Source organism: Amycolatopsis sp. NPDC049159, from assembly GCF_040648295.1.
In the GTDB taxonomy this organism is placed as follows: Bacteria; Actinomycetota; Actinomycetes; order Mycobacteriales; family Pseudonocardiaceae; genus Amycolatopsis; species Amycolatopsis pretoriensis_A.
In genome coordinates, this window is the sequence record NZ_JBEZDL010000001.1 from 249,799 (window position 1) to 276,190 (window position 26,392).

25 protein-coding genes are annotated in these 26,392 nt (G+C 70.9%); 11 read left to right on the forward strand and 14 right to left on the reverse strand.

Features of this window, described 5'->3' with window-relative positions; all coding sequences use genetic code 11:
* Positions 1–2: 2 nt before the first annotated feature.
* Positions 3–1,388 (reverse strand): FAD-binding oxidoreductase, encoded by a 1,386-nt coding sequence (locus AB0B33_RS01130; protein ID WP_360765298.1) that lies wholly within the window; start codon positions 1,386–1,388, stop codon positions 3–5.
* Between the two features lie 180 nt (positions 1,389–1,568).
* Between AB0B33_RS01130 and AB0B33_RS01135 the strand changes: the two genes are divergently transcribed.
* Positions 1,569–2,390, forward strand: coding sequence for an aldo/keto reductase (locus AB0B33_RS01135; protein ID WP_360765299.1), 822 nt, complete (start codon positions 1,569–1,571; stop codon positions 2,388–2,390).
* 541 nt (positions 2,391–2,931) lie between these two features.
* Here the strand turns inward: AB0B33_RS01135 and AB0B33_RS01140 are convergent.
* The gene (locus tag AB0B33_RS01140) at positions 2,932–3,429 is read right to left on the reverse strand and encodes a DUF3830 family protein (protein WP_360765302.1); all 498 of its coding nucleotides are present in this window, start codon (positions 3,427–3,429) and stop codon (positions 2,932–2,934) included.
* 2 nt (positions 3,430–3,431) lie between these two features.
* A complete protein-coding gene (locus AB0B33_RS01145) occupies positions 3,432–4,688 on the reverse strand; it encodes an aminotransferase class III-fold pyridoxal phosphate-dependent enzyme (protein ID WP_247019013.1) in 1,257 nt (418 codons plus the stop codon).
* 92 nt (positions 4,689–4,780) lie between these two features.
* Here AB0B33_RS01145 and AB0B33_RS01150 point away from each other — a divergent pair, with 92 nt between their 5' ends.
* Genes AB0B33_RS01150 through AB0B33_RS01160 form a run of 3 tightly spaced genes read left to right on the forward strand, consistent with a single transcriptional unit; the run spans position 4,781 to position 7,830 of the window.
* Positions 4,781–6,244 (forward strand): NAD-dependent succinate-semialdehyde dehydrogenase, encoded by a 1,464-nt coding sequence (locus AB0B33_RS01150; protein ID WP_360765304.1) that lies wholly within the window; start codon positions 4,781–4,783, stop codon positions 6,242–6,244.
* Positions 6,241–7,299 carry a tartrate dehydrogenase gene (locus AB0B33_RS01155; RefSeq protein WP_360765307.1) on the forward strand — a complete coding sequence of 353 codons (1,059 nt, stop codon included), beginning with the start codon at positions 6,241–6,243 and terminating at the stop codon, positions 7,297–7,299. The genes AB0B33_RS01150 and AB0B33_RS01155 overlap by 4 nt, the downstream gene beginning before the upstream one ends.
* A 60-nt stretch (positions 7,300–7,359) precedes the next feature.
* The gene (locus AB0B33_RS01160; protein ID WP_247019019.1) at positions 7,360–7,830 is read left to right on the forward strand and encodes a DUF4262 domain-containing protein; all 471 of its coding nucleotides are present in this window, start codon (positions 7,360–7,362) and stop codon (positions 7,828–7,830) included.
* Between the two features lie 418 nt (positions 7,831–8,248).
* On the opposite strand, the gene AB0B33_RS01165 is transcribed toward AB0B33_RS01160, so the two are convergent.
* The 3 genes from AB0B33_RS01165 to AB0B33_RS01175 form a co-directional block, all read right to left on the reverse strand.
* A complete protein-coding gene (locus tag AB0B33_RS01165; RefSeq protein ID WP_360765310.1) occupies positions 8,249–8,968 on the reverse strand; it encodes a GntR family transcriptional regulator in 720 nt (239 codons plus the stop codon).
* 1 nt (position 8,969) lies between these two features.
* Positions 8,970–9,716, reverse strand: a complete 747-nt coding sequence (locus AB0B33_RS01170) for a maleate cis-trans isomerase (RefSeq protein ID WP_247019022.1) — start codon at positions 9,714–9,716, stop codon at positions 8,970–8,972.
* Positions 9,717–9,850: 134 nt separating this feature from the next.
* On the reverse strand, positions 9,851–10,591 hold the full coding sequence (locus tag AB0B33_RS01175; RefSeq protein ID WP_360765312.1) for an Asp/Glu/hydantoin racemase: 741 nt from the start codon (positions 10,589–10,591) through the stop codon (positions 9,851–9,853).
* 104 nt (positions 10,592–10,695) lie between these two features.
* Here AB0B33_RS01175 and AB0B33_RS01180 point away from each other — a divergent pair, with 104 nt between their 5' ends.
* Genes AB0B33_RS01180 through AB0B33_RS01190 form a run of 3 tightly spaced genes read left to right on the forward strand, consistent with a single transcriptional unit; the run spans position 10,696 to position 13,378 of the window.
* A complete protein-coding gene (locus AB0B33_RS01180) occupies positions 10,696–11,694 on the forward strand; it encodes a D-2-hydroxyacid dehydrogenase (protein WP_360765315.1) in 999 nt (332 codons plus the stop codon).
* Positions 11,691–13,064 carry an amidase gene (locus tag AB0B33_RS01185; protein ID WP_360765318.1) on the forward strand — a complete coding sequence of 458 codons (1,374 nt, stop codon included), beginning with the start codon at positions 11,691–11,693 and terminating at the stop codon, positions 13,062–13,064. The genes AB0B33_RS01180 and AB0B33_RS01185 overlap by 4 nt, the downstream gene beginning before the upstream one ends.
* 56 nt (positions 13,065–13,120) lie before the next feature.
* On the forward strand, positions 13,121–13,378 hold the full coding sequence (locus tag AB0B33_RS01190; protein ID WP_247019026.1) for a hypothetical protein: 258 nt from the start codon (positions 13,121–13,123) through the stop codon (positions 13,376–13,378).
* On the opposite strand, the gene AB0B33_RS01195 is transcribed toward AB0B33_RS01190, so the two are convergent.
* From AB0B33_RS01195 to AB0B33_RS01230, 8 genes are all read right to left on the reverse strand, one after another.
* On the reverse strand, positions 13,375–14,607 hold the full coding sequence (locus AB0B33_RS01195; RefSeq protein WP_360766195.1) for an MFS transporter: 1,233 nt from the start codon (positions 14,605–14,607) through the stop codon (positions 13,375–13,377). The genes AB0B33_RS01190 and AB0B33_RS01195 overlap by 4 nt on opposite strands.
* A 138-nt stretch (positions 14,608–14,745) precedes the next feature.
* Positions 14,746–15,267, reverse strand: coding sequence for a helix-turn-helix domain-containing protein (locus AB0B33_RS01200; RefSeq protein WP_360765321.1), 522 nt, complete (start codon positions 15,265–15,267; stop codon positions 14,746–14,748).
* 59 nt (positions 15,268–15,326) lie between these two features.
* Positions 15,327–16,154, reverse strand: a complete 828-nt coding sequence (pqqB, locus tag AB0B33_RS01205; protein ID WP_360765324.1) for a pyrroloquinoline quinone biosynthesis protein PqqB — start codon at positions 16,152–16,154, stop codon at positions 15,327–15,329.
* Positions 16,151–17,215 carry a pyrroloquinoline quinone biosynthesis protein PqqE gene (pqqE, locus tag AB0B33_RS01210; RefSeq protein WP_360765326.1) on the reverse strand — a complete coding sequence of 355 codons (1,065 nt, stop codon included), beginning with the start codon at positions 17,213–17,215 and terminating at the stop codon, positions 16,151–16,153. Before pqqE ends, pqqB begins: the two co-directional genes overlap by 4 nt.
* Positions 17,206–17,472 carry a pyrroloquinoline quinone biosynthesis peptide chaperone PqqD gene (pqqD, locus tag AB0B33_RS01215; protein WP_247019032.1) on the reverse strand — a complete coding sequence of 89 codons (267 nt, stop codon included), beginning with the start codon at positions 17,470–17,472 and terminating at the stop codon, positions 17,206–17,208. The genes pqqE and pqqD overlap by 10 nt, the downstream gene beginning before the upstream one ends.
* The gene (gene pqqC / locus AB0B33_RS01220) at positions 17,469–18,158 is read right to left on the reverse strand and encodes a pyrroloquinoline-quinone synthase PqqC (protein ID WP_247019033.1); all 690 of its coding nucleotides are present in this window, start codon (positions 18,156–18,158) and stop codon (positions 17,469–17,471) included. Before pqqC ends, pqqD begins: the two co-directional genes overlap by 4 nt.
* 1 nt (position 18,159) lies before the next feature.
* A complete protein-coding gene (gene pqqA, locus AB0B33_RS01225) occupies positions 18,160–18,246 on the reverse strand; it encodes a pyrroloquinoline quinone precursor peptide PqqA (protein ID WP_086864059.1) in 87 nt (28 codons plus the stop codon).
* Positions 18,247–18,373: 127 nt separating this feature from the next.
* Entirely contained in the window at positions 18,374–19,738 is a 1,365-nt protein-coding gene (locus tag AB0B33_RS01230) for a wax ester/triacylglycerol synthase family O-acyltransferase (protein ID WP_360765330.1), read from the reverse strand.
* An 80-nt stretch (positions 19,739–19,818) separates the two neighbouring features.
* Here AB0B33_RS01230 and AB0B33_RS01235 point away from each other — a divergent pair, with 80 nt between their 5' ends.
* From AB0B33_RS01235 to AB0B33_RS01250, 4 genes are read left to right on the forward strand one after another with little or no spacing between them, the layout of a single operon-like run.
* Positions 19,819–20,997, forward strand: a complete 1,179-nt coding sequence (locus tag AB0B33_RS01235) for an FAD-binding oxidoreductase (RefSeq protein ID WP_360765333.1) — start codon at positions 19,819–19,821, stop codon at positions 20,995–20,997.
* A gap of 44 nt (positions 20,998–21,041) precedes the next feature.
* Positions 21,042–22,664: a thiamine pyrophosphate-binding protein gene (locus tag AB0B33_RS01240; protein ID WP_360765336.1), complete on the forward strand. Its 1,623-nt coding sequence runs from the start codon at positions 21,042–21,044 to the stop codon at positions 22,662–22,664.
* Positions 22,661–24,694: a hydantoinase/oxoprolinase family protein gene (locus tag AB0B33_RS01245; RefSeq protein ID WP_360765339.1), complete on the forward strand. Its 2,034-nt coding sequence runs from the start codon at positions 22,661–22,663 to the stop codon at positions 24,692–24,694. The genes AB0B33_RS01240 and AB0B33_RS01245 overlap by 4 nt, the downstream gene beginning before the upstream one ends.
* Complete coding sequence (locus tag AB0B33_RS01250; RefSeq protein ID WP_360765342.1) at positions 24,691–26,391, forward strand: hydantoinase B/oxoprolinase family protein; 1,701 nt, start codon at positions 24,691–24,693, stop codon at positions 26,389–26,391. Before AB0B33_RS01245 ends, AB0B33_RS01250 begins: the two co-directional genes overlap by 4 nt.
* Position 26,392: the final 1 nt, after the last annotated feature.

Below are 26,392 nucleotides of genomic sequence, written 5' to 3' on the forward strand. Positions count from 1 at the left end.
GCTCATGCGGTTCCTTCGGGGAAGAGAACGCCGGGGTTGAGGATCCCGGCGGGGTCGAAGCTCTGCTTGATCCGGCGCATCAGCTCGATCTTCGCCGGGTCTTCGAGTGCCTGGTGGTACTTCGCCTTGGTGCGGCCGAGACCGTGCTCGCCGGAGATCGCGCCACCCAGCTCCATGGCGTACGCGAAGATGTCGGTTAACAGTCGTTCACGCTTGTCGGCGTCCTTGCAGAAGATCCCGAAGTGGACGTTGCCGTCGCCGGCGTGCCCGCAGCCGAGGGCGCCGCCGCCCGCGGCCATCGCGAGCTCGCGCGACTTGGCGATGAACTCCGGCATCGCGGTCCGCGGCACGACGACGTCGATGATGTCGTCGGCGCCGGCCGCCTTCGCCGTCCAGAACGCCTTCTCGCGCGCTTCGATCAGCTTGCGCGCTGCGGGACCTTCGAGGACGTAGACGTCGGTCGCGCCGAGTTCGCCGAGCAGTTCGCCGACCGTCTCGACGTCCTCGTGCAGCCGTCCGCTCTCGCGGTTCTCCAGCGCGACGACGAGGTAGGCCTCGCTGGCCTCGCGGATCTTGTCCGGGATGCCGAGTTCGAGCTTCTCGTTGTAGACGATGGCGGCCATCGTCAGGTTGTCGATGTATTCGAGGATGTGCGGCGCGAGCCCGCTGGAGAGGATCGCCGGCACGGCGGCCATCACCTGGGCGAGATCGCCGAACGGCGCGAGCACCGTGGCGCCGTGGGACAGCCGCGGGTGCAGCTTGACGGTGATCTCGGTGGCCAGCGCGAGCGTGCCTTCGGAGCCGATGATCAGCTGCGTGAGGTCGTACCCGGTGGAGATCTTCGACGTCTTGCCGCCGGTGCGGAGGATCTCGCCGGTCGGCAGGACGGCCTGCAGGCCGAGCACGTTGTTGCGCGTGACGCCGTACTTCACCGCGCGCATCCCGCCCGCGTTGGTCCCGACGTTCCCGCCGACGCTCGCGCTCAGCTCGCCGGGGTAGACGGTGTAGCTCAGCCCGGCCTCGGCGGTCTTGGCGTCGAGCTCGGCGAGTGTCACTCCGGGCTGCACGACGGCGACGTGGTTGCCGGTGTCGACCTCGAGGACGGCGTTCATGCGCTCGAACGAGATCAGCAGTCCGTCTTCGCGCGGCCGTGCGGCTCCGGACAGTCCGCTCCCGGAGCCCCGCGCGGTCACGGGGACGTTGTGCTCCGAAGCCGCTTTCAGCAGCTCCGCGACTTCCTCGGCGGTAGCCGGCTTCGCGACGTACGCGGGCTTCTGCGGCTTCGCCGTCAGTGCCTCGTCGTGCGCGTAGTCCTCGGAGATCGCCTCGCCCGTGAGCAGGTTCTTGTCCCCGACGATCCCGGCCAGCTGTGCCGCCACGTCGCCCATCGAGAGTTTCTCCTCCGCGCCGTTGCTGTGGTTACCGCAGCGTAGTACGTACCGCCGGTACGCCGCCATGAAGGTTTTTCACATTTCGCGTGCGCTCGGTGATCGACCGGTTACAGAGCTCTAAATTTAGCTCAGGCTAAATCTCTGGTGGGTGACGCAGTCGGCGGCGAAGCTTCCCTCATGACCTCGACGTACACCTTCGAAGACGGCTTTACCGTGCACCGCCTCGGGTTCGGCGCCATGCGGCTCACCGAGTGGGACCACGCGCGCGACGGCGCCGAGGCGGTCGCCCGCCGCGCGGCCGAACTCGGCGTGACGTTCTTCGACACCGCGGATGCCTACGACCTGGGGCTCAACGAAGAGCTGCTCGCCCGCGCCCTGCACCCGTACCCGGGGATGCTCGTCGCGACGAAGTGCGGACACGCGCGTCCGAGCCGCGGCGAGTGGGTGCCGCTCGGCCGGCCCGAGTACCTGCGGCAGCAGGCCGAACTTTCGTTGAGACGCCTCCGTCTCGACCAGCTCGAACTGCTGCAGCTGCACCGGCTCGACCCGCAGGTGCCGCTCGCCGACCAGATCGGCGCGCTCGCCCGGCTGCGGGACGAAGGCAAGGTCGCCCGGATCGGGTTGTCCGAGGTCAGCGTCGCGCAGCTGGACGAGGCTCGAGCCATCGCGCCGATCGCGAGCGTGCAGAACCGCTACAACCTGACCGACCGGGCGTCCGACGATGTTCTCGCCTACTGCGAGCGTGAGGGGATCGCGTTCGTGCCCTGGCTGCCGATCGCACGCGGTGACCACGCGACGGCCGGCGGCGTGCTCGGAAAGGTCGCTGCCGGGCTCGGCGCGACACCCGCCCAGGTGTCCCTCGCCTGGTTGCTGCGCCGTTCCCCCGTGGTGATCCCCATTCCCGGCACGTCGTCGATCGCGCACCTCGAAGAAAACTGTGGTGCCGCGGAAATCGAGCTTTCCGACGACGATTTCGCGCGCCTGGGCGAACTGGGATGAAAACGGCCCGGCCGCGGTCTCCCGCGGCCGGGCCGTCCGGTTCGGGCCTGGATCAGACGAGCCAGCCGATGAGGTGCGCCAGGTGCGCCAGCGCACCCGAGATGATGTCGTGGCAGTAGTGCGCGTGCTGGGCGAACGTCTGCATGGAATGACTCCTTGATGACTCGAAAATGGTTTCCCTGGAGATGCTCCGGTAAGAGCTGCGTCAGGTTTTCACCGTGCTGGCGGGCTGTCAAAGAGCCATTTTCGAATGCGCTCGGCATCGCGGAATCTTCCCATCCTAAACACGTAATCCCTTCGTGTTCGACGCCGGGGTGCCCGGTTCGGCGGTCAACCACTCTGGGTAGCAAGCAAGTCGATCATCACTGTGGGTGATTCTGAACTTGATCCGACATCCCGGGCACGCCGGTAGCTCGATGTGGTGATCACCGGCCACGAAAGGTGAGATCTCGATGATCACCCTTTCGGGTGGCGGAAAGCAAGAAAAAGGGGACGCCGGGCGCGGTATCCGCACCCGGCGTCCCGTTGGGGGAGAAGGGAATCAGGCTCGCGCGAACGAGAGCGTCTCGCCCTCGACCCCGCGCAGCCACAGGTCCTGCGCGGCCGCTGCCATCTCGGCGAGGCCTTCCTCGATCGTGGCGAACACGTTGCCGGGTACCCAGCCCGCGTCGCCGTTGATCAGCAGGTTGTTGCGCCCGTAGAAGATCGCGAGATCGGTCGCGCCTTGGTCGCTGTGGGCCTCGCTGCCGTCGTCGTAGCCGTACGCCGGGTTGCCGATCTCCCAGGCTTCGAAGCCGAAGTACACGACGTCACCCGGGATCGGCGTGATCGTCGGGTTCTCCCGGCCGGGCTTCGGCTCCGCGAACGGCGGCACGAGCGTGTAGACCTCGTTGCGCGCGTACTTCGCGTGGTAGGCGGAACCGCTCTGCGGCAGCGCGTCCCACACCGCGCGGCACGTCCGCGGCGCTTCGTCGTCCAGCAGCCGGGCCCGGCAGGAAACCCCGCGCTTGTCGAGGGTGATCGTGATGTACTGCGCCATGCTCAGCTCCCCGTGACGGACGCGACGACCTCGCCCCAGATGCGCAGCGCGTCGTCGACCTGCTCGGCGTTGACGACCAGCGGCGGCACCATGCGCACGACGTTCATGTACGGCCCGCAGGTGAGCAGCAGCAGGCCGTTCTTCGACGCCGTCTGCTGCGCGGCGGCCGCGGTCGCCGCGTCGGGCTCGCCGTCGGCGGTGGTGAACTCCGAGCCGACCAGCAGCCCGAGTCCGCGCACCTCACCGATCGCCGGCGTCTTGTCCGCGATCACTCGCGCGCCTTCGAGCAGCTGACGTCCGCGCTCGGCGGCGTTCTCCACCAGGTTCTCCTGCTGGATGACCTCGAGCGTCGCGATCGCCGCCGCGCACGAGACGGCGTTGCCGCCGTACGTGCCGCCCTGCGAACCCGGGAACGCCTTCGCCATCAGTTCCTGCGAAGCGGCGATGCCGGACAGCGGGAAGCCGCTCGCCAGGCCCTTCGCGATGAGGACGATGTCGGGGGAGACGTCGAAGTGGTCGTGTCCCCAGAACTTGCCGGTGCGGCCGAAGCCGGTCTGGATCTCGTCGAGGACGAGCAGGATGCCGTGCCGGTCGGCGCGTTCGCGCAGGCCTGCCATGAACTCCGTGTTCGCCGGGACGTACCCACCTTCGCCGAGCACCGGTTCGACGAAGATCGCCGCGGTCTCGTTCGGCGCGCTGACCGTCTGGAACAGGAAGTCGAGCTCGCGCAGCGCGAACTTCGTCGCCGTCTGCTCGTCCCAGCCGTAGTGGTAGGCGTACGGGAACGGCGCGACGTGTACACCGGCCATCAGCGGGCCGATGCCGGCGCTGAACCGCGTCCCGGACGTCGTCATGCTCGCCGCCGCGACGGTCCGGCCGTGGAAGCCGCCCTGCATGACGATGACGTTCGGGCGCTTCGTCGCCTGCCGCGCGAGCCGCAACGCCGCTTCGACGGCTTCGCTGCCCGAGTTCGCGTAGAAGAGCGAGTCGAGCCCGCTGGGCAGGACGGCGCCCAGGCGTTCGGTCAGCTCGAGCAGCGGCTTGTGCATCACCGTCGTGTACTGCCCGTGGACGAGCTTGCCGATCTGCTCCTGCGCGGCCCGCACGACGTGGGGGTGGCAGTGTCCGGTGCTCGTGACGCCGATCCCGGCGGTGAAGTCGAGGTGGCGTTTGCCGTCGACGTCGTAGAGGTAAACCCCTTCACCGTGGTCGACCACGACGGGCGTTGCCTGCTTGAGCAGCGGAGATAGCTGGGCCATGGCAGCGTGCTCCTAGGTCGGTTGAGCGGGTTGTCGATTGTTGACAATATCCATAGCATGGCCCTCGGGACAACACGTGAGGAGCAGTCGGGATGAGCGCGAGCACCGAGTCCGGCGTCGTCGACGCGGTCGGCAAGGAACTGTTCATCGGCGGCAAGTGGGTCGCCGCCGGGTCCGGGAAGACGTTCCCGGTGGTCGACCCGGCCACCGGCAAGGAGCTGTGCCAGGTCGCCGACGCCTCCCCGGCGGACGGCCTCGCCGCGCTGGACGCCGCCGTCGCCGCGCAATCGGACTTCGCGAAGATGGCGCCGCGGGAGCGCGGCGAGATCCTGCGCCGGGCGTACGAGCTGCTGATGAAGCGCCAGGAAGAGCTGGCACTGCTCATGACGCTGGAGATGGGCAAGCCGCTCGCCGAGTCGAAGGGCGAGATCGCCTACGCCGCCGAGTTCTTCCGATGGTTCGCCGAGGAGGCCGTCCGCATCGGCGGCGGATTCGCGACCGCCCCGAACGGCGTCGGCCGGTTCCTCATCACGAAGCAGCCGGTCGGCCCGACGCTGCTGATCACGCCGTGGAACTTCCCGATGGCGATGGGCACCCGCAAGATCGGGCCGGCGATCGCCGCGGGCTGCACGTCGGTGATCAAGCCCGCCGCGCAGACGCCGCTGTCGATGCTCGCGCTGGCCGGCATCCTCGCCGAGGCCGGGCTGCCCGAGGGCGTGCTCAACGTCATCACGACCAGCGACTCCGGCGGCGTGATGGAGCCGCTGATCCGCGACGGCCGGGCCCGCAAGCTCTCCTTCACCGGCTCCACCGGCGTCGGCCGCAAGCTCCTGGAGCAGTGCGCCGACAAGATCCTCCGCACGTCGATGGAGCTGGGCGGCAACGCGCCGTTCCTGGTCTTCGACGACGCCGACATGGACGCGGCGATCGAGGGCGCGATGCAGGCGAAGATGCGCAACATCGGCGAGGCGTGCACCGCGGCGAACCGGTTCTACGTGCAGCGCGGCGTCGTCGAGGAGTTCTCGCGGCGGCTGACCGAGCGCATGCAGGCTTTGCCGATGGGCCGCGGTACCGAGAAGGACGTCGTGGTCGGCCCGCTGATCGACGACAAGGCCGTCGACAAGGTGACGGAGCTGGTCAAGGACGCCACCGACCGCGGTGCGAAGGTGCTCACCGGCGGCTCCGGCGTCGACGGGCCGGGCCACTTCTACCAGGCCACCGTGCTCACCGACGTCCCGCAGGAGGCGCGGCTGACGCACGAGGAGATCTTCGGGCCGGTCGCGCCGATCACGCCGTTCGACACCGAGGAAGAGGCGGTGGCGAAGGCGAACGACACCGAATTCGGCCTCGTTTCCTACGTCTTCACCAGCGACCTCAAGCGCGCGCTGCGCGTGTCCGAGGCCCTCGAAGCCGGCATGATCGGGCTCAACCAGGGCATCGTTTCGAACCCGGCGGCGCCGTTCGGCGGGATCAAGGCGTCCGGCCTCGGCCGTGAGGGCGGCACGGTCGGCATCGAGGAGTTCCTGGAGACCAAGTACATCGCGGTGGCCCTGTGACGGCCTACCGCTTGGCGAGCATCCCCGGCGACGGGATCGGCGTGGACGTCACGGTCGAGGCCCGCAAGGTCCTCGAACGGGCGTCCGCCCGCTTCGGCTTTTCGTTGGAGTGGACGGAATTCGACTGGAGTTGCGAACGGTACGCGCAACTCGGCGCAATGATGCCGGAAGACGGCGTCGCGCAGCTCTCGGCGTACGACGGGATCCTGCTCGGCGCGGTCGGCTTCCCCGGCGTCCCGGACCACGTTTCGCTGTGGGGCTTGCTGATCCCGCTGCGGCGTGCGTTCCAGCAGTACGTCAACCTGCGCCCGGTGCGGCTGCTGCCGGGCACGACTTCCGTGCTGGCCGGGCGGAAGGCCGAAGAGCTGGAGCTGGTCATCGTCCGCGAGAACTCCGAAGGGGAGTATTCCGCGATCGGCGGGCGGCACAACGCCGGGCGGCCGGACGAGTTCGTGCTGCAGGAGTCGGTGTTCACGCGCGTCGGCGTCGAACGGATCATCCGGTACGCCTTCGAGCTGGCGCGTACGCGGTCTTCGCGCGTCTGCTCGGCGACGAAGTCCAACGGCCTGATCCACTCGATGCCGTTCTGGGACGAGATCTTCGCCGAGGTCGCCGCCGAATACCCGGACGTCCACAGTGAACAGATGCACGTGGACGCGCTGGCCGCGCGGATGGTCCAGGCGCCGGACCGGCTCGACGTCGTGGTGGCGTCGAACCTCTTCGGCGACATCCTGAGCGACCTGGCGGCCGCGATCACCGGCGGACTCGGCATGGCGCCGTCCGGCAACATCAACCCATCGGGTGAATCCCCGTCGATGTTCGAGGCGGTCCACGGGAGCGCTCCGGACATCGCCGGACAGGGGATAGCGAACCCCGTGGCGCAGATCCTGGCGGCCGCGATGCTGGTCGAACACCTGGGCGAAACCGTTGCCGCGCAAGCGATCCGCGCCGCCGTGGACCGGGTCCTCGACGAGGGCCGGGTGCGCACCCCCGACCTCGGTGGCACCGATACCACAGAACGGCTCGGCACGGCGGTGGCCGAAGCACTGGGCTGAGTTTTTGTCGGTGCCCTCCGGCACGGTGGCCACAAGCCCACCGAGGGGGAGGAGAAACCGATGTGCTGGCAATGTGAAAACCCGGATCGGCCACAGTCCGACTACGTGGCGATGCTCCAGGAGAAGGTGGCCGACCGGGGCTGGCTCGTGCAAGGCGTGGAGGGCAACGGGCTTTATCCGCCGTGGGCCTACACGATCGGGCTCAGCGGGTACGGCTTGCCCGAGCTGGTCACGACCGGCTTGCCGCTCGAGGAAGCCGCCGAACTGCTCAACGACCTGGCGTCGCACGCACTGCACGCGTCGCCACCGGAGCCGGGGGAACGCATTCCGCTGCGGGACGGCCCGCTGGTCGAGGTCGTCCCGCTGACGGAACCGTCCGCGCACCTGGTGTTCGCGGTCGCCCTGTACGGCCCGGAAATCCGTGCACTGCAACTGGTCCACGCGGACGAACGCGGCCGCTGGCCGTGGTCACCCGACTTCCGCGACGGCCAGGGCGGTCAGCCGGTGCTGGGGGTGCGCCGTGCCGGCTGACTGCCCGTGTGGCGTGCCCAGGAACTGTTTCCCCGTACCGGTACCGGCGGTTCACGCACGCGTGCCGTCCGGCCGGACGGGGAGGGTGACCGTCCGGATCGACGAGCCGACGTGGGCGGAGAAGCCCGCCGCCTGGGCGGACGGACCGTCCCTCCGGGGAACCGGGTCGGCCGTTTGGGTGGACGAGACGCCCGCTTCGCCGGACCAGCCGGCGGCGCGGGCGGAACCGGCCGCACCGGCGGCGGCGTGGGCGCAGGAGCCGTCCGCTTCGCCGGACAAGCCTGCCGCGCCGGCGGACGAATCGGTGGCGTGGGAAGACGAAGCAGCGGCGTGGGCGGACGAACCCGCTGCCGAGGATTACGAGCCGGTCGTCACGATCCGCGTGTCGCCCCTGCGATCGCGCTTGGCGGCCCTCCGGTCACGCGTTTCCCGGTACCGGCGGCGCGTGCCCGTCCCGGAGGCTGGTGCCGGGCGCGAGCCGCTGCACCGCGTCCTCCATGTGCGCCTCGAGGAGCGCCAGCGCCGTCTCCTCGTCGCCGTCCCGCAGCGCCTGGATGAGCTTCGTGTGCTCTTCCACGCGTTCTTCGACCCGCTGGTACGTGCTTTGCAGCGCGGTGAGGCACATCCGCGTCTCGATGAGGAGCGTCCGGGCCATCCGGACGAGCCGCTTGCTGCCGGAAGCGTGGATGAGGGCCTCGTGGAACTTGAGGTCCGCGGTGGAGAGCGCGTTCGGATCGTCTTCACTCGCGGCGGTCGCCATCTCGCCGACGGTGTGTTCGAGCAGGTCCGCGATCCGGTCCCGGTCCCCGCCCCGCAGGGCGCGAAGCATGGCGGCGCGTTCGATCGCCGTTCGAGCTGCATAGATGTCGTAGACGTCCCCGGGCTCGAGGTCGATCACGAACAGCCCGCGGTGCCGCTCGCTGCGCAGGAGTCCTTCGGAGACCAGGTGCTGCATGGCCTCCCGCAGCGGCCCCCGTGACACCTGGAACCGTGCGGCCAGCTCGGTCTCACCGAGCTGGGTCCCGGGCGGGAGGGCGCCGGTCATGATCGCGTCACGCAGCTGACGCGCGATCACGGCGGCCGTCGACTCGCGGCTCACCGGCTCGATCTCGGGCAGCATGCCCGGCGGCAGGGCCATTTCAGGCGCTCCCGTCCGGCCGATGCCGGAAGAGCGCGCCGAGCGAGCGGACGAGGCGGTGCTGCCCGGTCAGGCGCAGCCCCTCCCACACCGTGACCTGGTTGGCGGTCAGCACGGGCTTCTTCAGCGCGGCTTCGATGGCGTTGATCTCGGCGAGGGTCCGCATGGCGGTGTCCGGCACGAGGACGGCGTCGGCGTCCGGGTGGTCGTGGCGCACGGCGAGTTCGAGGACGGCGTCCGGGCTCATGGCGCCGACCTCGGCGGCCGTGATGATGTCCGCACTGGCCATCGAGACGACCTCGACGCCGCCGGCCTTGAGGAAGTCGACGAACAGCCGGGCGATGTCGTCCGGGTAGCTGGCGGCCACGGCGACCCGCTTGACGCCCAGGGCGCGCGCGGCGTGCACGAACGCGAAGGAGGTGCTGGAGGCCGGAACACCGGCGACGGCGGACAGCCGGTCGGTCTGGTCGCGGGCGCCGTCCCAGCCGTAGACGAAGCTCCCGCTGGTGCAGGCCCAGATGATCGCGTCGGGCTCGTGCTTCTCGAGCAGAGCGGCGCCATCGGCGAGGCGGCTTTCACTGCCGAGGTCGAGCAGTTCGGCCACCGCGTGCTTGTCGGTGCCGTAGATGTGTTCGACCGCGAGCCGGATGTCGCCCTCGTCGGCGGCCATCCCGCCGAGCAGCTGCTCGGCCAGCGGGTAGTCGTCTTCGGCCGCGTGGTCGGGGTAGATGAAACCGATGGTGGTCACGGAACCTCCGGAGGGACGCAAATTGTCGACAATGCTAGAGGGGTGGTCAAGGAAAACCTTCACGACCTGCCGGACGTTCCCCGACATGTTCGTCCACGCCGAGGTCGCTCCGGGCGCCGGGCCGGCGCGCTCTCTCAGGACACTTCACGAAGCCACTTCCCGGGTCCGACGATCGGGAGGCCCATCCGCCGCAGGCACGCCCACATCGTCAGCTGGTTGGCGGTGAGCACCGGCTTGCCGAGCGCGGTCTCCAGCGGCTCGATCAGGTCGTAGGTGGGGAGGTTGGTGCAGCTGACGAAGATGGCTTCGGCCTCGCCGTGGTCCGCGGCGAGGATGCGCTCGGCGATGGTCCGGTAGCTGACCTTCCAGATTCCGCCGCCGAGCCCGAGGTGGTCGCTGGCGACGGTCTCGACGTTCAGCTCGCCGAGGAAGTCGTGCAGGGCGGTGGTGAGGTCGGCGTCGTACGGCGTCAGCACCGAGACGCGGTGGAGGTCGAGCTGGTGCAGCACCTCGGCCAGCGCGCCCGAGGTGGTGACGGCGTCCGGCGCGCCGGCGTCGCAGATCGCCTTCGTCAGCGAGCGCTCGTAGTCGACGCCGTTGACGAAGCTGCCCGAAGTGCAGAGGTAGGCGACGACCTCGGGCTCGACGTGCAGGACGTCGCGGGTGGCGCTGGCCAGGTGGTGGCTGTCGCTGACGAGGCGGGCCATCTCCATGCTGACCGGCACCGGCTCGTACGGCGTGCGGGCGAGGTGGAGGGACACCTCCATCGGCACCCACCGCCAGAGCTCGCGCTCCAGCGCGAGGTCGAACGGGGCGATGACGCCGATGCCCCGCTGGGCGAGCGGGCCTTCGAACGCCAGGAAGTCGAAATCCAAGGCTCAGCCTCCGGAATACGTCTGCACTTGATGACACGTCCGGTGCTCCGGGGGTCGTTCCTCGGATTGTTGACAATCATACGAGCCGCTTTTACCGTGTCAACGTGATCGCCTCGGAAAACCAGGAAGCTCCGGTCCTGGCAGTGCTCTGTGGCGAGCACCGCCCACCGGACATGCGTGCTGTCGAATCCGGGGCGGTCGTGCGTTACACGGACGCGGCGGGCCTGCCGGAAGCGCTGTCCGGAGCGGACGCGCTGTTCGTCTACGACTTCCTCTCCACGGCCGTGCCGGGCGCCTGGCACGCGGCCGATCGCCTGCGCTGGCTGCACATCGCGAGCGCGGGCGTCGACCCGGTGCTGTTCCCCGGGCTGGTCGAGAGCGACGTGGTCCTGACCAATTCGCGGGGCGTCTTCGACGACGCCATCGCGGAGTACGTGCTGGGCGTCGTCCTCGCGTTCGCGAAGGACTTCGCGCGCTCGCACGACCTGCAGCGCGAGGGGCGCTGGCAGCACCGCGAAAGCGAGCGGATCGCCGGGCGCGAGGTGGTGGTCGTCGGCACCGGGCCGATCGGCCGGGCCATCGCGCGGCTGCTGCGCGCCGCCGGGATGCGGTTGAGCGGTGCCGGGCGCCGGGAACGCACCGGGGACCCCGACTTCGGCGTCGTTCACGAGTCCGCGAGGCTCACCGAAGTGCTGCCGCACGCGGACTACGTCGTCGCCGTCGCGCCGCTGACCGAACACACCAAGGGCATGTTCGACGCGCGCGCGTTCGCCGCGATGAAGCCGTCGGCGCGGTTCGTCAACGTCGGCCGGGGCGAGCTGGTAGTGACGTCCGACCTGGTCGAAGCGCTCCGGAGCAAGGCCATCGCCGGCGCCGCGCTCGACGTGTTCGACACCGAGCCGCTGCCGTCCGACAGCCCGCTGTGGAGCCTGCCGGACGTGCTGGTCTCGCCGCACATGTCCGGGGACTTCATCGGCTGGCGGAACACGCTCGTCGAGGTGTTCACCGAGAACTTCCGCCGCTGGCAGGCTGGGGAGCCGCTGCGCAATGTCGTCGACAAGACGCTCGGCTACGTGCCGTCGGGGAACCAGGGAGCCGGATGAACGACAGGATGCTGACCGCCAGCGAGCTCGTCGCCGCCTACGCGACCGGTGAGCTTTCGCCGATCGAGGCGACGCAGAACGCGCTGCAGGCCATCGAAGCCCGCGACGGCGAGTGCAACGCCTACTGCCTGGTCGACGCCGACCGCGCGCTGGAGCAGGCCAAGGCGTCCGAGATCCGCTGGCGGGACGGGAACCCGATCGGCTGGCTCGACGGCGTGCCCGCGTCGATCAAGGACATGTTCCTCACGCAGGGCTGGCCGACCGTCCGCGGTTCGAAGAGCATCAGCCCGGACCAGCCGTGGGACGTCGACAGCCCGGTCGCCGCGCGGATGCGTGAAGCGGGCCTGGTCCTGCTCGGCAAGACGACCACGCCGGAGATCGCGTGGAAGGGCGTCACGGACAGCCCGCTCTGCGGCATCACGCGCAACCCCGCCGACCCGTCCAAGACGGCGGGTGGGTCGAGCGGCGGCAGCGCCGCGGCGGTCGCGGCCGGCATGGGCGAGCTGTCGGTCGGCACCGACGGCGGCGGCTCGGTGCGGATCCCGGCGTCGTTCTGCGGCATCGTCGGCCTCAAGCCGACCCACGGCCGCATCCCGCTGTACCCCGCGAGCCCGTTCGGGCCGCTCTCGCACGCCGGTCCGATGGCGCGTTCGGTGGACGACACCGCGCTGCTGCTGGACGTCCTGTCGATGCCCGACCACCGCGACCCGGCCGCGCTGGCACCGCCGGCCGGGTCGTTCCGCGAGGCGGTCCGGCGGGACGTGCGCGGCCTGATCGCGGCGTTCTCGCCGACGCTCGGCTACGTCGACGTCGACCCGGAGGTGGCGGCGATCGTCGCCGCGGCGGTGCGCGCGCTGGGCGACGCGGGACTGCACGTCGAGGAGACCGATCCCGGCTTCGCGGACCCGAAACCGGCGTTCGACATCCTGTGGTCCTCAGGCGCGGCGAAGCTGCTCGGCACGTTCCCGCCGGGGTCGGAGGAGCGGACCGATCCGGGCCTGCGCAAGGTCTGGGAGCTCGGCAAGACGTGGACCGCGAGCGACTACCTCGACGCGACGGCCGAGCGGGCGGCGCTGGGCATCCTGATGGGCGAGTTCCACACGCGCTACGACGTGCTGATCACGCCGACCCTCCCGATCGCGGCGTTCGAGGCCGGCCACAACGTGCCGCCGGGCAGCGGGCTGAGCGAGTGGCCGGAGTGGACGCCGTTCACGTACCCGTTCAACATTACGCAGCAGCCCGCGATCAGCGTCCCGGCGGGGCGAACGTCCGAGGGGCTGCCGGTGGGCCTGCAGATCGTCGGGCCGCGCCACTCGGACGACCTCGTGCTCGCCGTGGCGAAGCTGCTGGAGGAAGTGCGGCCCTGGTGACCCCCTTAGGGTGAACCGGCGGCCGGAGCCGGGGAAGCTGTGCCACTGTCGGCCGGGTGAACGCTGAAGGCTGGCGCTACGAACGAGCCATCCCGACCACCGACGCGACCGGACGGCCGACCCGGGTGGTGGTCGGCCTGGTCAAGCAGGGCGACCGCTTGTCGGCGGCCCTGCGCGTGGACGACGGCAAGGCCGCCCTGGTCCCCCTGGAAACGGGTGGCGAGCTGCTGAAAGCGCTTCGCGAGACGCTGGAGAGCTGGTGGCGTCTCGACGGCCACCGCGACCTGACCCCGGAGCCCCGCGCGAGCCGTTAGGACCCGCGGTGCGAGTCCGCCGAAGTCCGGCGCCGGCGGACCAACCCGCGCACCTGGGGGTTGACGGCCACCAGCGCGGTCGCCACGACGACGAGCGTCGCGCCGCCGAGGAGCGTCGCTTCGCGGCCGGCGTGCTCGGCGAGCGGGCCGGCGGCGATCTGGCCGAGCGGCATCGCGACGAACGAGCCGAGCATGTCGTAGGAGTACACCCGGGCGAGCTTCTCGGGCGGGATGTTCTCCTGCAGCGACACGTCCCACGCGACGGCGAACTGCTCGATCGCGACGCCCGCGAGGAACATCGCGAGCAGCAGCGGCAGCAGGTACGGCGTCTCGCCGAGCGCGAGTATCGGCAGGGCGTCGACCACCACGAGCGCCACGCCGATCAGGAGCATCCGCCGCGGCTGCCAGTGCGCGGCGATGACGCCGCCGAGCAGCGACCCGGCCGTCTGGACGGCCAGCGCGAGCCCCCAGCCGGTGCGGCCGAAGGTGTCGTCGGCGACCAGCGGGCCGATCACCAGCAGCGCGCCCGCGTTCACCGCGTTGACGATCATGAACTGCAGCACCACCAGCCACACCCAGGACCGCGCGCGGAACTCCCGCCACCCTTCGGCGAGCTCGGCGAGGGGACGGCTTCCGGGAACGCGTTCGCCGCGCGGCAGCCGGATCCGGCGGTACGCCACCGCGGCGGCGAGGAACAGCAGGGCGTTGCCGCCGAGCGCCCAGCCGGACCCGGCGAAGGCGACGAAGATCCCGGCGAGCCCGGCTCCGGCGATACGGCCGACGTTCGAGAGCAGCCGGACCAGCGCGTTCGCCTGCGCGAGCTGCGACGCGGGCACGGTCAACGGCGTCAGGGACGCGGCCGCGGGCAGGGAGATCGCCGAGACGGCGCCGTTGACCAGGCTGAGCCCGACCAGCAGCGGAATGGAAGCGAAGCCGCAGAGGACGCTCGCGGCGATCGCGGCCTGCGTGAGGGCGGCGGCGGTTTCGGTGCCCTGCAGGATCACCGACCGCGGCAACCGGTCGGCCAGCATGCCGCCGAACAGCACGAGCAGCACGTTGGCGAGCGACCGCGCCCCGACGACGATCCCGAGGTCCACGGCCGAGCCGGTCAGATCGACGACGGCGAAGGCGAGCGCGAAGGGCGCGACGGCATTGGCGAAGTCGGCGAACGTCCGGCCGGTGACGAGGGCGCGGAAGCGGACTTCCTGCAGCGGGGCGAGCAGTGGGATCACGGGAGTGGCTCCGGGGAGAAGGGAGGGGTGGTGGGGAACAGCGCCGTCATCGGGGTGCCACCGGAACGGCTGCCGGGCGCGGATGGTGCGGCACGGACGACGCGGCTCCGGACTCAGCCGGTGCGACCGACGCGCTCACTGCGGTTCCGCCGGATTCGTCGCCAGCTCGAACAGGGCGATGCTGGCGCTGACCCGGACCGTCCCCGGGGTGCGGGGTGGCTGGGCCGCGCCGTGCAGTTCCTGGCTCAGCTCTGACGCCTGCTTCAGCAACCGCGTCCACACCTCCGGGGGCACCCACAGCTCGGCGTCGGTGAGGGAAGCCGGGCGATTCCCCACGCGCGAGTCCGCGCGGCGCAGCAGTTCCGCCGCGATCGCCTTCGCCAGCAGCCGCTCCTCGCCCGGGTCTCGGCTCGTGAGGCGCTTGCCCGACTCCGGGTTGTGCCGGTAGCGCTTCGCGCGGCCGCCGCGGATCTGGATCTCCTCGGCGACCTCCAGCAGGCCCGCGTCGTGGAGGCGGCGGAAGTGGTAGCTGGTGTTCGCCTGCGTCTCACCGAGTTCGCGCGCGGCTTCGGCCGCGCTCATCGCGGTGCCCGTCAGCAGCGACAGGATGCGCATGCGCAGCGGGTGGGCCAGCACCCGGAGGTGGTCGTGGGGCATGGAGCCAGTCTGCCACGACTGTCAAAGAGTTATTTGGGGGTTGCCTCGACGAAGCGTGCTCAGAGCGAAAACTCCGTGCCGTCCGGAGGTAGCAGAGCGCCCGCCGCGAGCACGGCGGCGTGTTCGGCGGACGCGGGGTCGAGCACCGGGTTCGTGTTGTTGAGGTGGGTGAACGCCCACGGCCGTCCGGCGATGCGGGCCAGGCTCGCGGTGATCGGGAGGTGCCCCATCGCGAGCTGGTCCGGTCCGCCGACGCCGGCCATCTCGTCCGGCGCGTAGAACGTCCCGTCCAGCAGCACGAGGTCCGCGTCCGCCACGAACGCGTCGAACCCGGCGGGCCAGCTCTTCAGGCAAGGCGCGTACACCAGCACGCCGCCGGTCGTGAGGTCTTCGATCCGGTAGGCGACCACCCACGGCCCGGCCTGCGTGGCGGGCACGTACTTCGGTTTCTTGTCGCTCACCGGCAGCACCCGGACGCGCAGCCCGGGCAGGTCCGCCGGCGGCGACCAGGTCCAGTGCCCGTAGCCGTCGACGATCTCGCGGAACGGGGTCAGCGCGCGCAGCACCGTGTCCGGCGCCCACACCGGGAGCCCGCCCGCTTCGCGCAGCATCAGCAGGCCGAGGGAGTGGTCGAGTTCGGCGTCGGTGAGCAGCACTCCGCGCAGCGGGATGTCTCGCGGTCCCGGTCCGGCGCGCAGCGCGGCCGTCGCGAGGATCTGCGCGCGGATGTCGGGGGAGCAGTTGAGCAGGAACCAGCCTTCGCCGTCCGCACTCACCGCGACGCAGTCCTGCGTGCGCGGCGGGAGTCCGGACGTGCACAGCCGGCACGCGCAGTTCCACTGTGGACAGCCGCCGCCCGCCGCGGTGCCGAGCAGGATGACCTTCACCGGCGCATGACCAGGTCGGAGGTGGGTGGCCGGGTCAGCACCAGGTCGACGACGCCGCGGTGCGGCGAGCGCGAGCACACCGGGTCGGTCGCCGCCGCGTCGCCGGTGAGCAGGAACGCCTGGCAGCGGCAGCCGCCGAAGTCGAGCCCGCGGCGGTCGCACGTGCGGCACGGGTCGGCCATCCAGTCCTCGCCGCGGTAGGCGTTGAACGACTCCGAGCGGTACCAGATGTCGGCGAGCGGCGTGTCCCGCACGGACGACAGCCGCAGGGTCGTGATCGCCGACGCGGCCGGGCAGGGCAGCACGGTGCCGTCCGGCGCGACGGTCAGCTGCTGCGCACCCCAGCCGTACATGCACGGTTTCGGGTACGGCTCGTGGTAGTCCGCGACGACGTAGACGATCTCCATCGTGTCCCGCAACCGCGCGACGGCCGCGCGCACGATCGGCTCCGCGGCCGCCAGTTGCGAAGGTGTCGGCATCAGCGCGTCGCGGTTGCGCAGCGCCCAGCCGTAGTACTGCGTGTTCGCCAGCTCCAGCCGGTCCGCGCCCATCCGCTCGGCCAGTTCGACGATGCCGGCGACCTGGTCGTGGTTGCGCCGGTGCAGGACGACGTTGAGCGACAGCGGCAGCCCGGCGGCCTTGACCGCGGCGGCCGCGGCGAGCTTGTGGTCGAACGCCCGCGCGCCCGCAAGTTCGTCGGAACGGTCCCGTATCGACCCTTGCGCCGACAGCTGGACGTGCGCCAGCCCGCGCTCGACGAGATCGGACAGCCGCGCGGACGTCAGCCCGAGCCCGGAGGTGACCAGGTTGACGTAGCAGCCGAGCGAACTCGCGTGCGCCACCAGCTCGGGCAGGTCCGGCCGGAGCAGCGGCTCGCCGCCGGACATGTGCACCTGCAGCACGCCCAGCTCGCGGGCCTGGGACAGCACCGACAGCCAGTCCGCGGTGGACAGCTCGGCGTCCCGTTTGGTCAGCTCCAGCGGGTTGGAGCAATAAGGACAGTGCAGCGGGCAGCGGTGGGTCAGCTCGGCCAGCAGGCCCAGCGGCGGGTTCACGTCCACGCGACCACCCGCCGTTCGCCCAGCCGCGCCAGCACGTCGAGGACGTCCTGCTCGCGGACGCCGGAGTAGCGCGTCTCCAGCACCGCGGTGATGTCGGTGACACTGCGCGCGCCGTCGCAGAGCCCGAGCACCGCGGCCGCGGTCGCGTTCGGGACGAGGACGCCCTCCGGGAACAGCAGCACGTGTGTCTCCCGGACGTGGTCGAACGACAATCGGACACCTCGCCGGAGCTGCGGCACCGAACCCGCGGTGATCACCGCGCCGCCCGTTCGACGGCGTCCAGCACGGACCACAGGACGTCGCACTTGAAGGACAGCGCGGCGATCGCGCGGTCCTGCTGTTCACGCGTCACGCAGTGGCGGACGACGATGTCGAGCGTGTCCTTGCCTTCGCCGGCGACCTTGTCGACGCGGTGGGTGAAGTACGCGAGGTCCGCCGGCGCGATCCAGGAGTAGTGCGCGAGCATGTCCGCGACGCGCTGCCGCATCAGGTGGCCGGCGAACATCTCGGTCAGTCCCGAAGCGACCGCTTCCCACCACGGTTTCGTGCGCGCGAAAGTCACGTACGCGTCGACGGCGAACCGGACGCCGGGGGCGACGTGCCGCTCGTCGAGCACCTCTTCGCGGTCGAGACCGACCGCTTCGCAGAGCCGCAGCCAGCGTTCGGTGCCGCTGGTGCCGGCGCTCGTCCCGTCGTGGTAGACGATCCGGTCGAGCCACTGGCGCCGGATCTCCGGCAGCGGGCAGTTGCTGATGATCGCCGCGTCCTTCTGCGGCAGCACCTGCTGGTAGTACCACCGGTTCGCGGCCCAGAGCCGCAGTTCGTGCGCGTCGAGCTCGCCCGCGTGCAGCCGGTGGTGGAACGGGTGCGTGCCCCAGTACCGGTGCGAAAGACCGCGCAGGGCCTCGATGAATGCGCTTTCCGCGAGCGGCTCGACGAGCACGTCAGTCCGCCATGCGGGCCGCGTAGGCGGTGACCTCCATGGGGGTTTCGTATTCGACGAAGTCGGGAGTCGTCCACACCTCGGTCATTTTCCTGCTCCTCTCCCGGGAACTGATCGCCGTCACGGTAAGAGCGCGGCGAGCCGGCTGGCCAGGGTTTGGCCGGGAGGCTGGGAATGTTTCCTTCCGATGGCGCAGTGCGGTGCCGATCAGCGGGCTACCGGACCGCCGCTTCCAGTTCGACCAGCGCGGTGTCGAGGTGCGTCAGGATCCGCTGCAGGTGCGGGACGCTGCGGCGGCAGCCCGTGACGCCGAAGTCGAGGTTGTCGCCGTTGCTGGTCAGCGTGATGTTCACGGCCTGGCCGTCGAGCAGCACCGACGCCGGGTAGATGCCGTCGAGCTGGGCGCCGTTCCAGTACATCTGCTTGCGCGGGCCGGGCACGTTCGAGATCACCAGGTTGAACGGCGGCCGCGTGTTGTTCACGATGCCCGGGATCGGCGAGACGCCGAGCTGCGCGACGTTGACCGCGGACAACAGCAGTGTCTGCAACGGCGTCAGCTCCGAGAACAGCCGCTTGCCGTTGCGCATCGACTGGTGGATGGTGACGAGCCGCTTGCCCGCGTCCGGCAGGTCGGTGGCGAGGTTGCAGAGCAGCGCGCCGATGTTGTTGCCCGCCGCCTCGCCGGGGTCGTTCTGGCGGCGCAGCGACACCGGCACCATCGCGACGAGCGGCGCGTCCGGCAGCGCGCGCTGCTCGATGAGGTAGTCCCGCAGCGCGCCCGAGCACATCGCGAGCACGACGTCGTTGCGCGAGACGCCGCCCGCGGTGGCGACCTTCCGGACGCGCTCGAGCGACCACGACTGCGCCGCGAACCGGCGCGCGCCGCCGATCGGCACGTTGAGCATCGTCCGCGGCGCTTGTCCGGGCAGCGTTAACGTGTGTTCACCGAACGCTTCGCGTGCGACCTTCATCGCGGCCGGCGCCAGGCTCGCGAGCTGGTTGGCGGTCTTGCCCGCGGTCTGGAGGAACGATCGCGGGCGCTTGACGCGGCCTTCGCCGGGCTTGCGCCGGCTGCCCCACCACGGCGGGCAATCCAGGTCCGCCGGGTCGTCCGAGAGCGTGCTCTGCAGCTGGCGCAACGCGGAGACGCCGTCCATCAGGGCGTGGTGGACCTTGGTGTAGACGGCGAACCGGCCGTCGGCGAGACCCTCGATGAGGTGGGTCTCCCAGAGCGGCCGGTGCCGGTCGAGCAGGGTGCTGTGCCAGCGGCTGGTGAGTTCCAGCAGTTCGCGGACGCGGCCCGGTTGCGGCAGCGCGGAGTGCCGGAAGTGGTAGTCGAGTTCGAGCTCGGCGTCGGTCGACCAGGCCACGTGGCCCATCGTGTTGACCGGACGGGCCGGGCGGCGCCGGAACACCGAGCGCATGTTGTCGGACTCGAGCAGGGTGCGGCGGACGTCGCGGAGGTAGTCCGGGCCGGCGCCGTCCGGTTTCTTGAACAGCTGCAGACCGCCCACGTGCATCGGATGCTCGCGCGTTTCGACGAGGAGGAACATCGAGTCGGTCACGGGCATCATCGCCATGGGACATCACCTTCCGCACTCGGCACGCCGACTGTACGCGCTCGGCCGCCGTGGGTGGATCACGTTCTACATTGGCGAGTATGACCGTCCGCGGCTCGGGGGAAACGTCCCTGCCACCGATGGCCGAGTGCGTCGTGATCGGCGGCGGTGTGATCGGTGTGAGCTGCGCGTTCCGCTTGGCGGAAGCCGGCGTCGACGTCCTGTTGCTGGAGCGCGACGGGCTCGGCGAGGGTTCTACGGCGAAGGCCGCGGGCGGCATCCGGTCGTCGTTCACCAGCCGCGTGAACGTCGAGCTCGGGCTGCGCGGGCTCGCCGCGTACAGCGCTTTCTCGCGCGACTTCGGCGTCGAGATCGACTTCCGCCGCGACGGCTACCTGTACCTGCTCACCGACCCCGCGGACGTCACCGCAATCGGACATTGCGCGGAGCTGCAACGGGAGTACGGCGTCCGCAGCCACCTGCTGGACCCCGCGGAAGCGAAGCGCGTGCTCCCACTGCTCGAGACGGACGGGATCCTCGCCGCGCTCTGGTCTCCCGACGACGCGAAAGCCACGCCGGACGCCGTTGTCCAGGGCTACGCGAGGGCCGCGCGGGCGTGCGGTGCGGAGCTGCGGACCGGCGTCGAGGTGATCGGGATCGAACGGGACGGTACCGTCCTGACCGGCGTCCGCACGAGCGCGGGGTTCGTGCGGACCGGAGCGGTGGTCTGCGCGGCGGGCGCGTGGTCGGGGCGGGTCGGCGAACTCGCCGGTCTGGACCTGCCGGTGCGGCCGTTCCGGCGGCAGGTCGTGTTCACCGGACCGGTGCGCGGACTACCGGAATCGCTTCCGCTGACCATCGAACTTCCGTCGGCGTTCTACTTCCACCGCGAAGGTGCAGGTCTGGCGATGTCCGTTTGCGAGGACGACGGCGTCCCCGGGTTCGACACGCACTACGAGGCAGGCGAGTGGCTGCCGCGGCTGGCCGAGGTCGCGGGGCGGCGGATCCCGGCCGTGCTCGACGCGGACATCCGCACGGCGTGGGCCGGGTTGTACGAAGTGACGCCCGATCGCAACCAGATCGTGGGGGAAAGCGTCCTGCTTTCGCGGTTCCTCTACGCGACCGGTTTCTCCGGGCACGGCTTCCAGATGGGCCCGGCGGCCGGCGAGCTGATCCGGGACCTCTACCTGGGGCGACCGACCGCGGTGGACATCGCAGAGCTGGACGTGCGGCGGTTCGGGAACGCCGATACCGCACCGGCGGAGCACAACATCGTCTAGGGGTCGATTGCCAGATCGTTCAACGATCTGGCAGTATCCGCGCCGTGGCTGTGAGTGGTGCTCGGGAGCTGGTGGACGCGCTTGAAGCGCTCGGAACGGAGATCGTCTTCGGCCTCCCGGGCGTGCACAACCTGCCGTTGTGGGAGGCGCTGTCCGAGACCCGCATCAAGCTCGTCGGGGTGCGCCACGAACAGACCGCGGGCTACGCCGCCGACGGGTACGCGCGGGCGACCGGGAAGCTCGGCGTCGCGCTCGTGACCACCGGTCCGGGTGCTGCGAACACCCTCGGCGCGGTCGGCGAAGCGATGGCTTCCGCGGCTCCGGTGCTCGTCATCGCCACCGACATCCCGTCGACACTGCGGCGTCCCGGCGTCGTCCGCGGCGTGCTGCACGAGACCTCGGACCAGCAGGCGATGTTCGCGCCGGTCACCAAGGGCGGCTTCACCGTGCGGGCCGCCGACCAGATCGGCACCACCGTGCACCGCGCGGCGCGGCTCGCGCTGCAGCCGCAGAGCGGTCCGGTCTACCTCGGCGTGCCGACCGACTACCTGCGCGAGACCGTCCCGCACCGGCGGCCGCCCGCGCCGCACCGCAAGCCCGACGTCGACGTCCCGGACCTCGCGCGGGCCGAGGCGATGTTGTCCGACGCGCGGCAGCCGCTGATCTGGGCCGGCGGCGGCGCGCTGCGGTCGGGCGCCGGCGACGCGATCGGGGCGCTCGCGGAGAAGCTCGCCGCGCCCGTGATCACCACCTTCGCCGCGCGCGGGCTGCTGCCGCTGGACCACCCGTGCCTGGCGCCGAACCCCGTGCACACGCCGGAGGTCGGCGAGCTGTGGGACGAGGCCGACGTCGTGCTCGCCATCGGCACCGACTTCGACGGGCTGATGACGCAGAACTGGCGGATGCCGAAGCCGCCCCGGCTGATCGCGGTCAACGTCGACGCCGACGACGCTGCGAAGAACTACGAACCGGACCTGACGCTGGTCGGCGACGCGCGGTCGATCGTCGAGCGGTTGCTGCCGAAGCAGCGGCCGGGGCTCGACGACATCACGCTGCGGCTGGCCGGCATCGGCCGCCGGGTGCGCCAGCGGATCCGCGACGAGGAGCCGCAGGCCTACGACTTCCTGTCCACTTTGGACGAAGTGCTGCCGTCCGACGCCGTGCTGGTGTCGGACATGTGCGTCGCCGGGTACTGGGTCGGCGGCTTCCACCGCGTGCGGGCGCCGCGCAAGCTCGCCTACCCGATGGGCTGGGGGACGCTCGGCTACGGCTTCCCCTCGTCGCTCGGCGCGGCGGCGGCCGGCGTCGGGCGCGCCATCTGCATCACCGGTGACGGCGGGTTCCTCTACGGCTGCGGCGACCTCGCGACGCTCGCGCAAGAGCAGCTGCCGGTCACCGTCGTGCTCGTCGACGACGGCGGTTACGGGATGCTGCGCTACGACCAGGACCGCGAGGGCGTGCCGCACCGCGGGGTCGACTGGGACAGCCCGGACTTCGTCGGTCTCGCGCGGTCCTTCGGCGTGCACGCGGACCGCGTGTCCGGGTTCGGGCGCGCGTTCCGGCGGCTGCTCGGCGAGTTCGTCGAGTCGGACGAGCCGAACGTCCTGGTGGTGAAGGCCAAGCTGAAGCCGCCGCTGAACACGTCTCCGCGGTGGTACCGGACATGAGGATCGGCGTCGACATCGGCGGCACGTTCACCGATCTCTGCGCGCTCGACGACTCCGGGATCGTCGCCGTCGGCAAGGTCCTGACCACGCACGACGAGCCCGCGCGCGCCGTCGAAGAAGGCCTGGCCGCGCTGCTCGCGGACGCCGGGATCACCGCTCCCGACGTGGAGCAGGTGGTGCACGGGACGACGCTGGTGACCAACGCGCTGATCGAGCGCACGGGCTCGCGCACCGCGCTGCTCGCCACCGCCGGCTTCCGCGACGTCCTGGAGATGCGCCGCGAGCACCGGTACGAGCTGTACGACCTGCACCTCGAGCTGCCGGCGCCGCTGGTTCCGCGGCACCTGCGGTTCGACGTCCCGGAGCGGATCCTCGCGGACGGATCCGTCCGGACCGCACTCGACGAGGCTTACGTTGTAAGGCTGGGGCGGGAGCTGCACGCGCGCGGGGTCGAAGCCGTCGCGGTCTGCTTCCTGCACGCGTTCACGAACCCTGTGCACGAACGGCGGGTCGCGGAGCTGCTCGCCGAGGTCGCGCCGGAGCTCAGGGTCGCGCTCTCCGCCGACGTCGTCCCCGAGATCCGCGAGTTCGAGCGCGCGTCGACGACCGTCGCGAACGTCTACGTCCAGGACCTCACCGAGCGCTACCTCCGCGACCTCGAACGCCGGTTGCGGCGGCTCGGGATCACGCGCGCGCCGCACGTCATGCTGTCCAACGGCGGGCTGGCGACCGTCGGCACCGCGGCTCGGTACCCGATCCGCATCCTGGAGTCCGGGCCGGCGGGCGGGGCGCTCGCGGCGGCCGCGGTCGGGCCGGCCGACCTGCTGGCCTTCGACATGGGCGGCACGACGGCGAAGCTGTGCCTGATCGCAGGCGGCGCGCCGCTGGTCACGCACCAGTTCGAGGTGGACCGCAAGTACCGGCTGCTGCCCGGGTCCGGGCTGCCGGTGCAGGTGCCGGTCACGGACATGATCGAGATCGGCGTCGGCGGCGGGTCGATCGCGCGGATCGACGCGCTGGGACTGCTGACCGTCGGGCCCGGCTCGGCGGGGTCCGAGCCCGGTCCGGTCTGCTACGGCCGCGGCGGCACCGAGCCCACGGTCACCGACGCCGACCTGGTGCTCGGCTACCTCGACCCGGGCTACTTCCTCGGCGGCGGCATGCGCCTGGACGCCGAGACCGCGAGAGCGGTGCTCCGGGAGAAGATCGCCGATCCGCTCGGGGTGAGCGTCGAAGAGGCGGCCTGGGGCATCCACACGAGCGTCAACGAAGACATGGCCAACGCCGCGCGCGTGCACGCCGTCGAGCGCGGGCACGACCCCGCGAAGCTGCCGATGTACACCTTCGGCGGCGCGGGCCCGGTGCACGGCGCCGGGGTCGCGCGGGCGCTCGGGGCGCCGTCGGTCGTCGCGCCGCCCGCCGCGGGCGTGCTCAGCGCGGCCGGGTTCCTCACCGCGCCGCTCGCGTTCGACTTCGTGCGCTCGGCACGCGCCGCCGTGCACGACCTCGCCTGGGAACAGGTCGACGCGCTGTTCGCCGAGATGGAGGCCGAGGGCGAAGCGCTGCTGGCGAAGTCCGGGGTCGCGGACGTGACGCACCGCCGGATCGCCGAGATGCGCTACGCCGGGCAGGGCTACGAGATCCGCGTCCCGGTGCGCGGCGGCAGCTGGCCCGGCACCCTGATCGGCGACTTCACCGGGACCTACCGCGCGCTCTACCGGCGGACCGGGCCCGAGGTCGGCGTCGAGGTGCTGAACTGGCGGGTCGTCTCGAGCGGGCCCGCCCCGGACGTCACGCTGCGGCTGGCCGCGCAAGCCGCCGAGGGGGACGCGCGCAAGGGCACCCGCAAGGCGTACTTCCCCGTCGCCGGTGGATTTGCCGACACGGCGATCTTCGACCGGTACCGGCTCGGACCCGGCACGCGGATCGACGGACCGGCCATCGTCGAGGAACGCGAGTCCACGGTGGTCGTCCCGCCCGGCGCGCACTGCGTCGTCCGGGAAGACGCCGCCTTGGAGGTGACGGTGTGACCGTCGACCCCATCCTGGTCGGGTTGTTCGGCAACCGCCTGCGCTCGATCCTCGCCGAGCAGCAGAACGCGCTCGTCAACACGGCTTTCTCCGCCGTCGTGCGGGAATCGCTCGACCTGGCCTGCGCGGTGTTCGACTCGCGCGGCGAGATGATCGGCCAGTCCGTCGGCGGCACGCCGGGACACATCAACGCGATGGCGACCGGCATGCACCACTTCGTCGCGGCGTACCCGCCGGAGACTCTCGAACCCGGCGACGTCCTGCTCACCAACGACCCGTGGCAGACCGCCGGGCAGATCAACGACATCACGGTGGCCACGCCGGTGTTCCGCGACGGCCGGCTGGTGGCCTGGTTCGCGTCCTGCTGCCACGCGCCCGACATCGGCGGGCGGCTGGTGTCCGCCGAAGCGCACGAAGTCTTCGAAGAGGGCCTCCGGCTGCCGATCCTGAAGTTCCTGCGCGCGGGCGAGGTCAACGCCGACGTGGAACGGCTGATCCGCGCCAACGTGCGGACGCCGGAGGAGACCATCGGCGACCTGTACGCGCAGGTCACCGGCAACGAGGTCGGCGCGGCCAGCCTGCTGGAGCTGCTGGCCGAGTTCGGCCTCGACTCACTCGACGCCATCGCCGCCGAGCTCATGAACCGGTCCGAGAAAGCCCTGCGGGACGCGCTGCGGGAACTGCCGGACGGCGTCTACACCAACGAAATCGCCACCGACGGCTTCGACGACGAAGAGGTCGTCTTGCGCGTCACGGCCACTGTGGACGGTGACGAGATCCACCTCGACTTCGCGGGTTCGTCGCCGCAGAGCCGGCGCGGGATCAACGTCGTGCTGAACTACACGCGCGCCTACGCGTCCTTCGCGGTCAAAGCGGCGATCTCGCCGGAAGTGCCGCACAACGCCGGGTCGTTCCGGCCGGTGCACGTCACCGCGCCCGAGGGTTCCGTGCTGAACTGCCTGCCGCCCGCGCCGGTCGCGTCGCGGCACCTCATCGGGCACTTCCTGCCGTCGCTGCTGATCGGCGCGTTGCCCGGGCCCGCGATCGCGCCGAGCGCGGACGCGCTGTGGATGACCATCTGGCGTGGTCCCGGTTTCATGCTCAACGTCTTCCAGACCGGCGGCATGGGCGCCCGGGTGGACAAGGACGGGCTCAGCACCACGGGCTTTCCCAGCGGCCTGCGGTCGACGCCGACCGAAGTCATCGAGACGATGGCGCCGCTGGTCCAGTTCTCCCGCGAACTGCGCGTGGATTCGGGTGGCGCCGGACGGTGGCGCGGCGGACTCGGACAGGTGACCACGATGGGGGCACGCGGCGGGGATTCCTGGAGCGTGAACGGGAACGTCGACCGCGTGCGGGCCGCCGCGTCCGGAGTGGACGGCGCGGGTGCCGGGGCACCCGGACGGTTCGGTTTGCGCGAAGGCGCCGACCTGCCCGCGAAAAGCCGGGTGACACTGGCGCCCGAGTCTATTGTGGACGTCACACTGCCGGGCGGTGGCGGTTACGGGCCGCCGCGCGAACGGCCGGTGGCGGCGGTCCTCGCCGACGTCGTCGAGGGGTACGTCTCGGTGACGGCGGCGCGAGAGGTGTACGGCGTCGAAGTGCGGTACCTCGGCGAGCCGGACGCGCTCGTCCGGCTGCCGGCGGACTACGCGGTGGACGAAGAGCAGACAGCACGACTGAGAGCGGGGAAGTGAC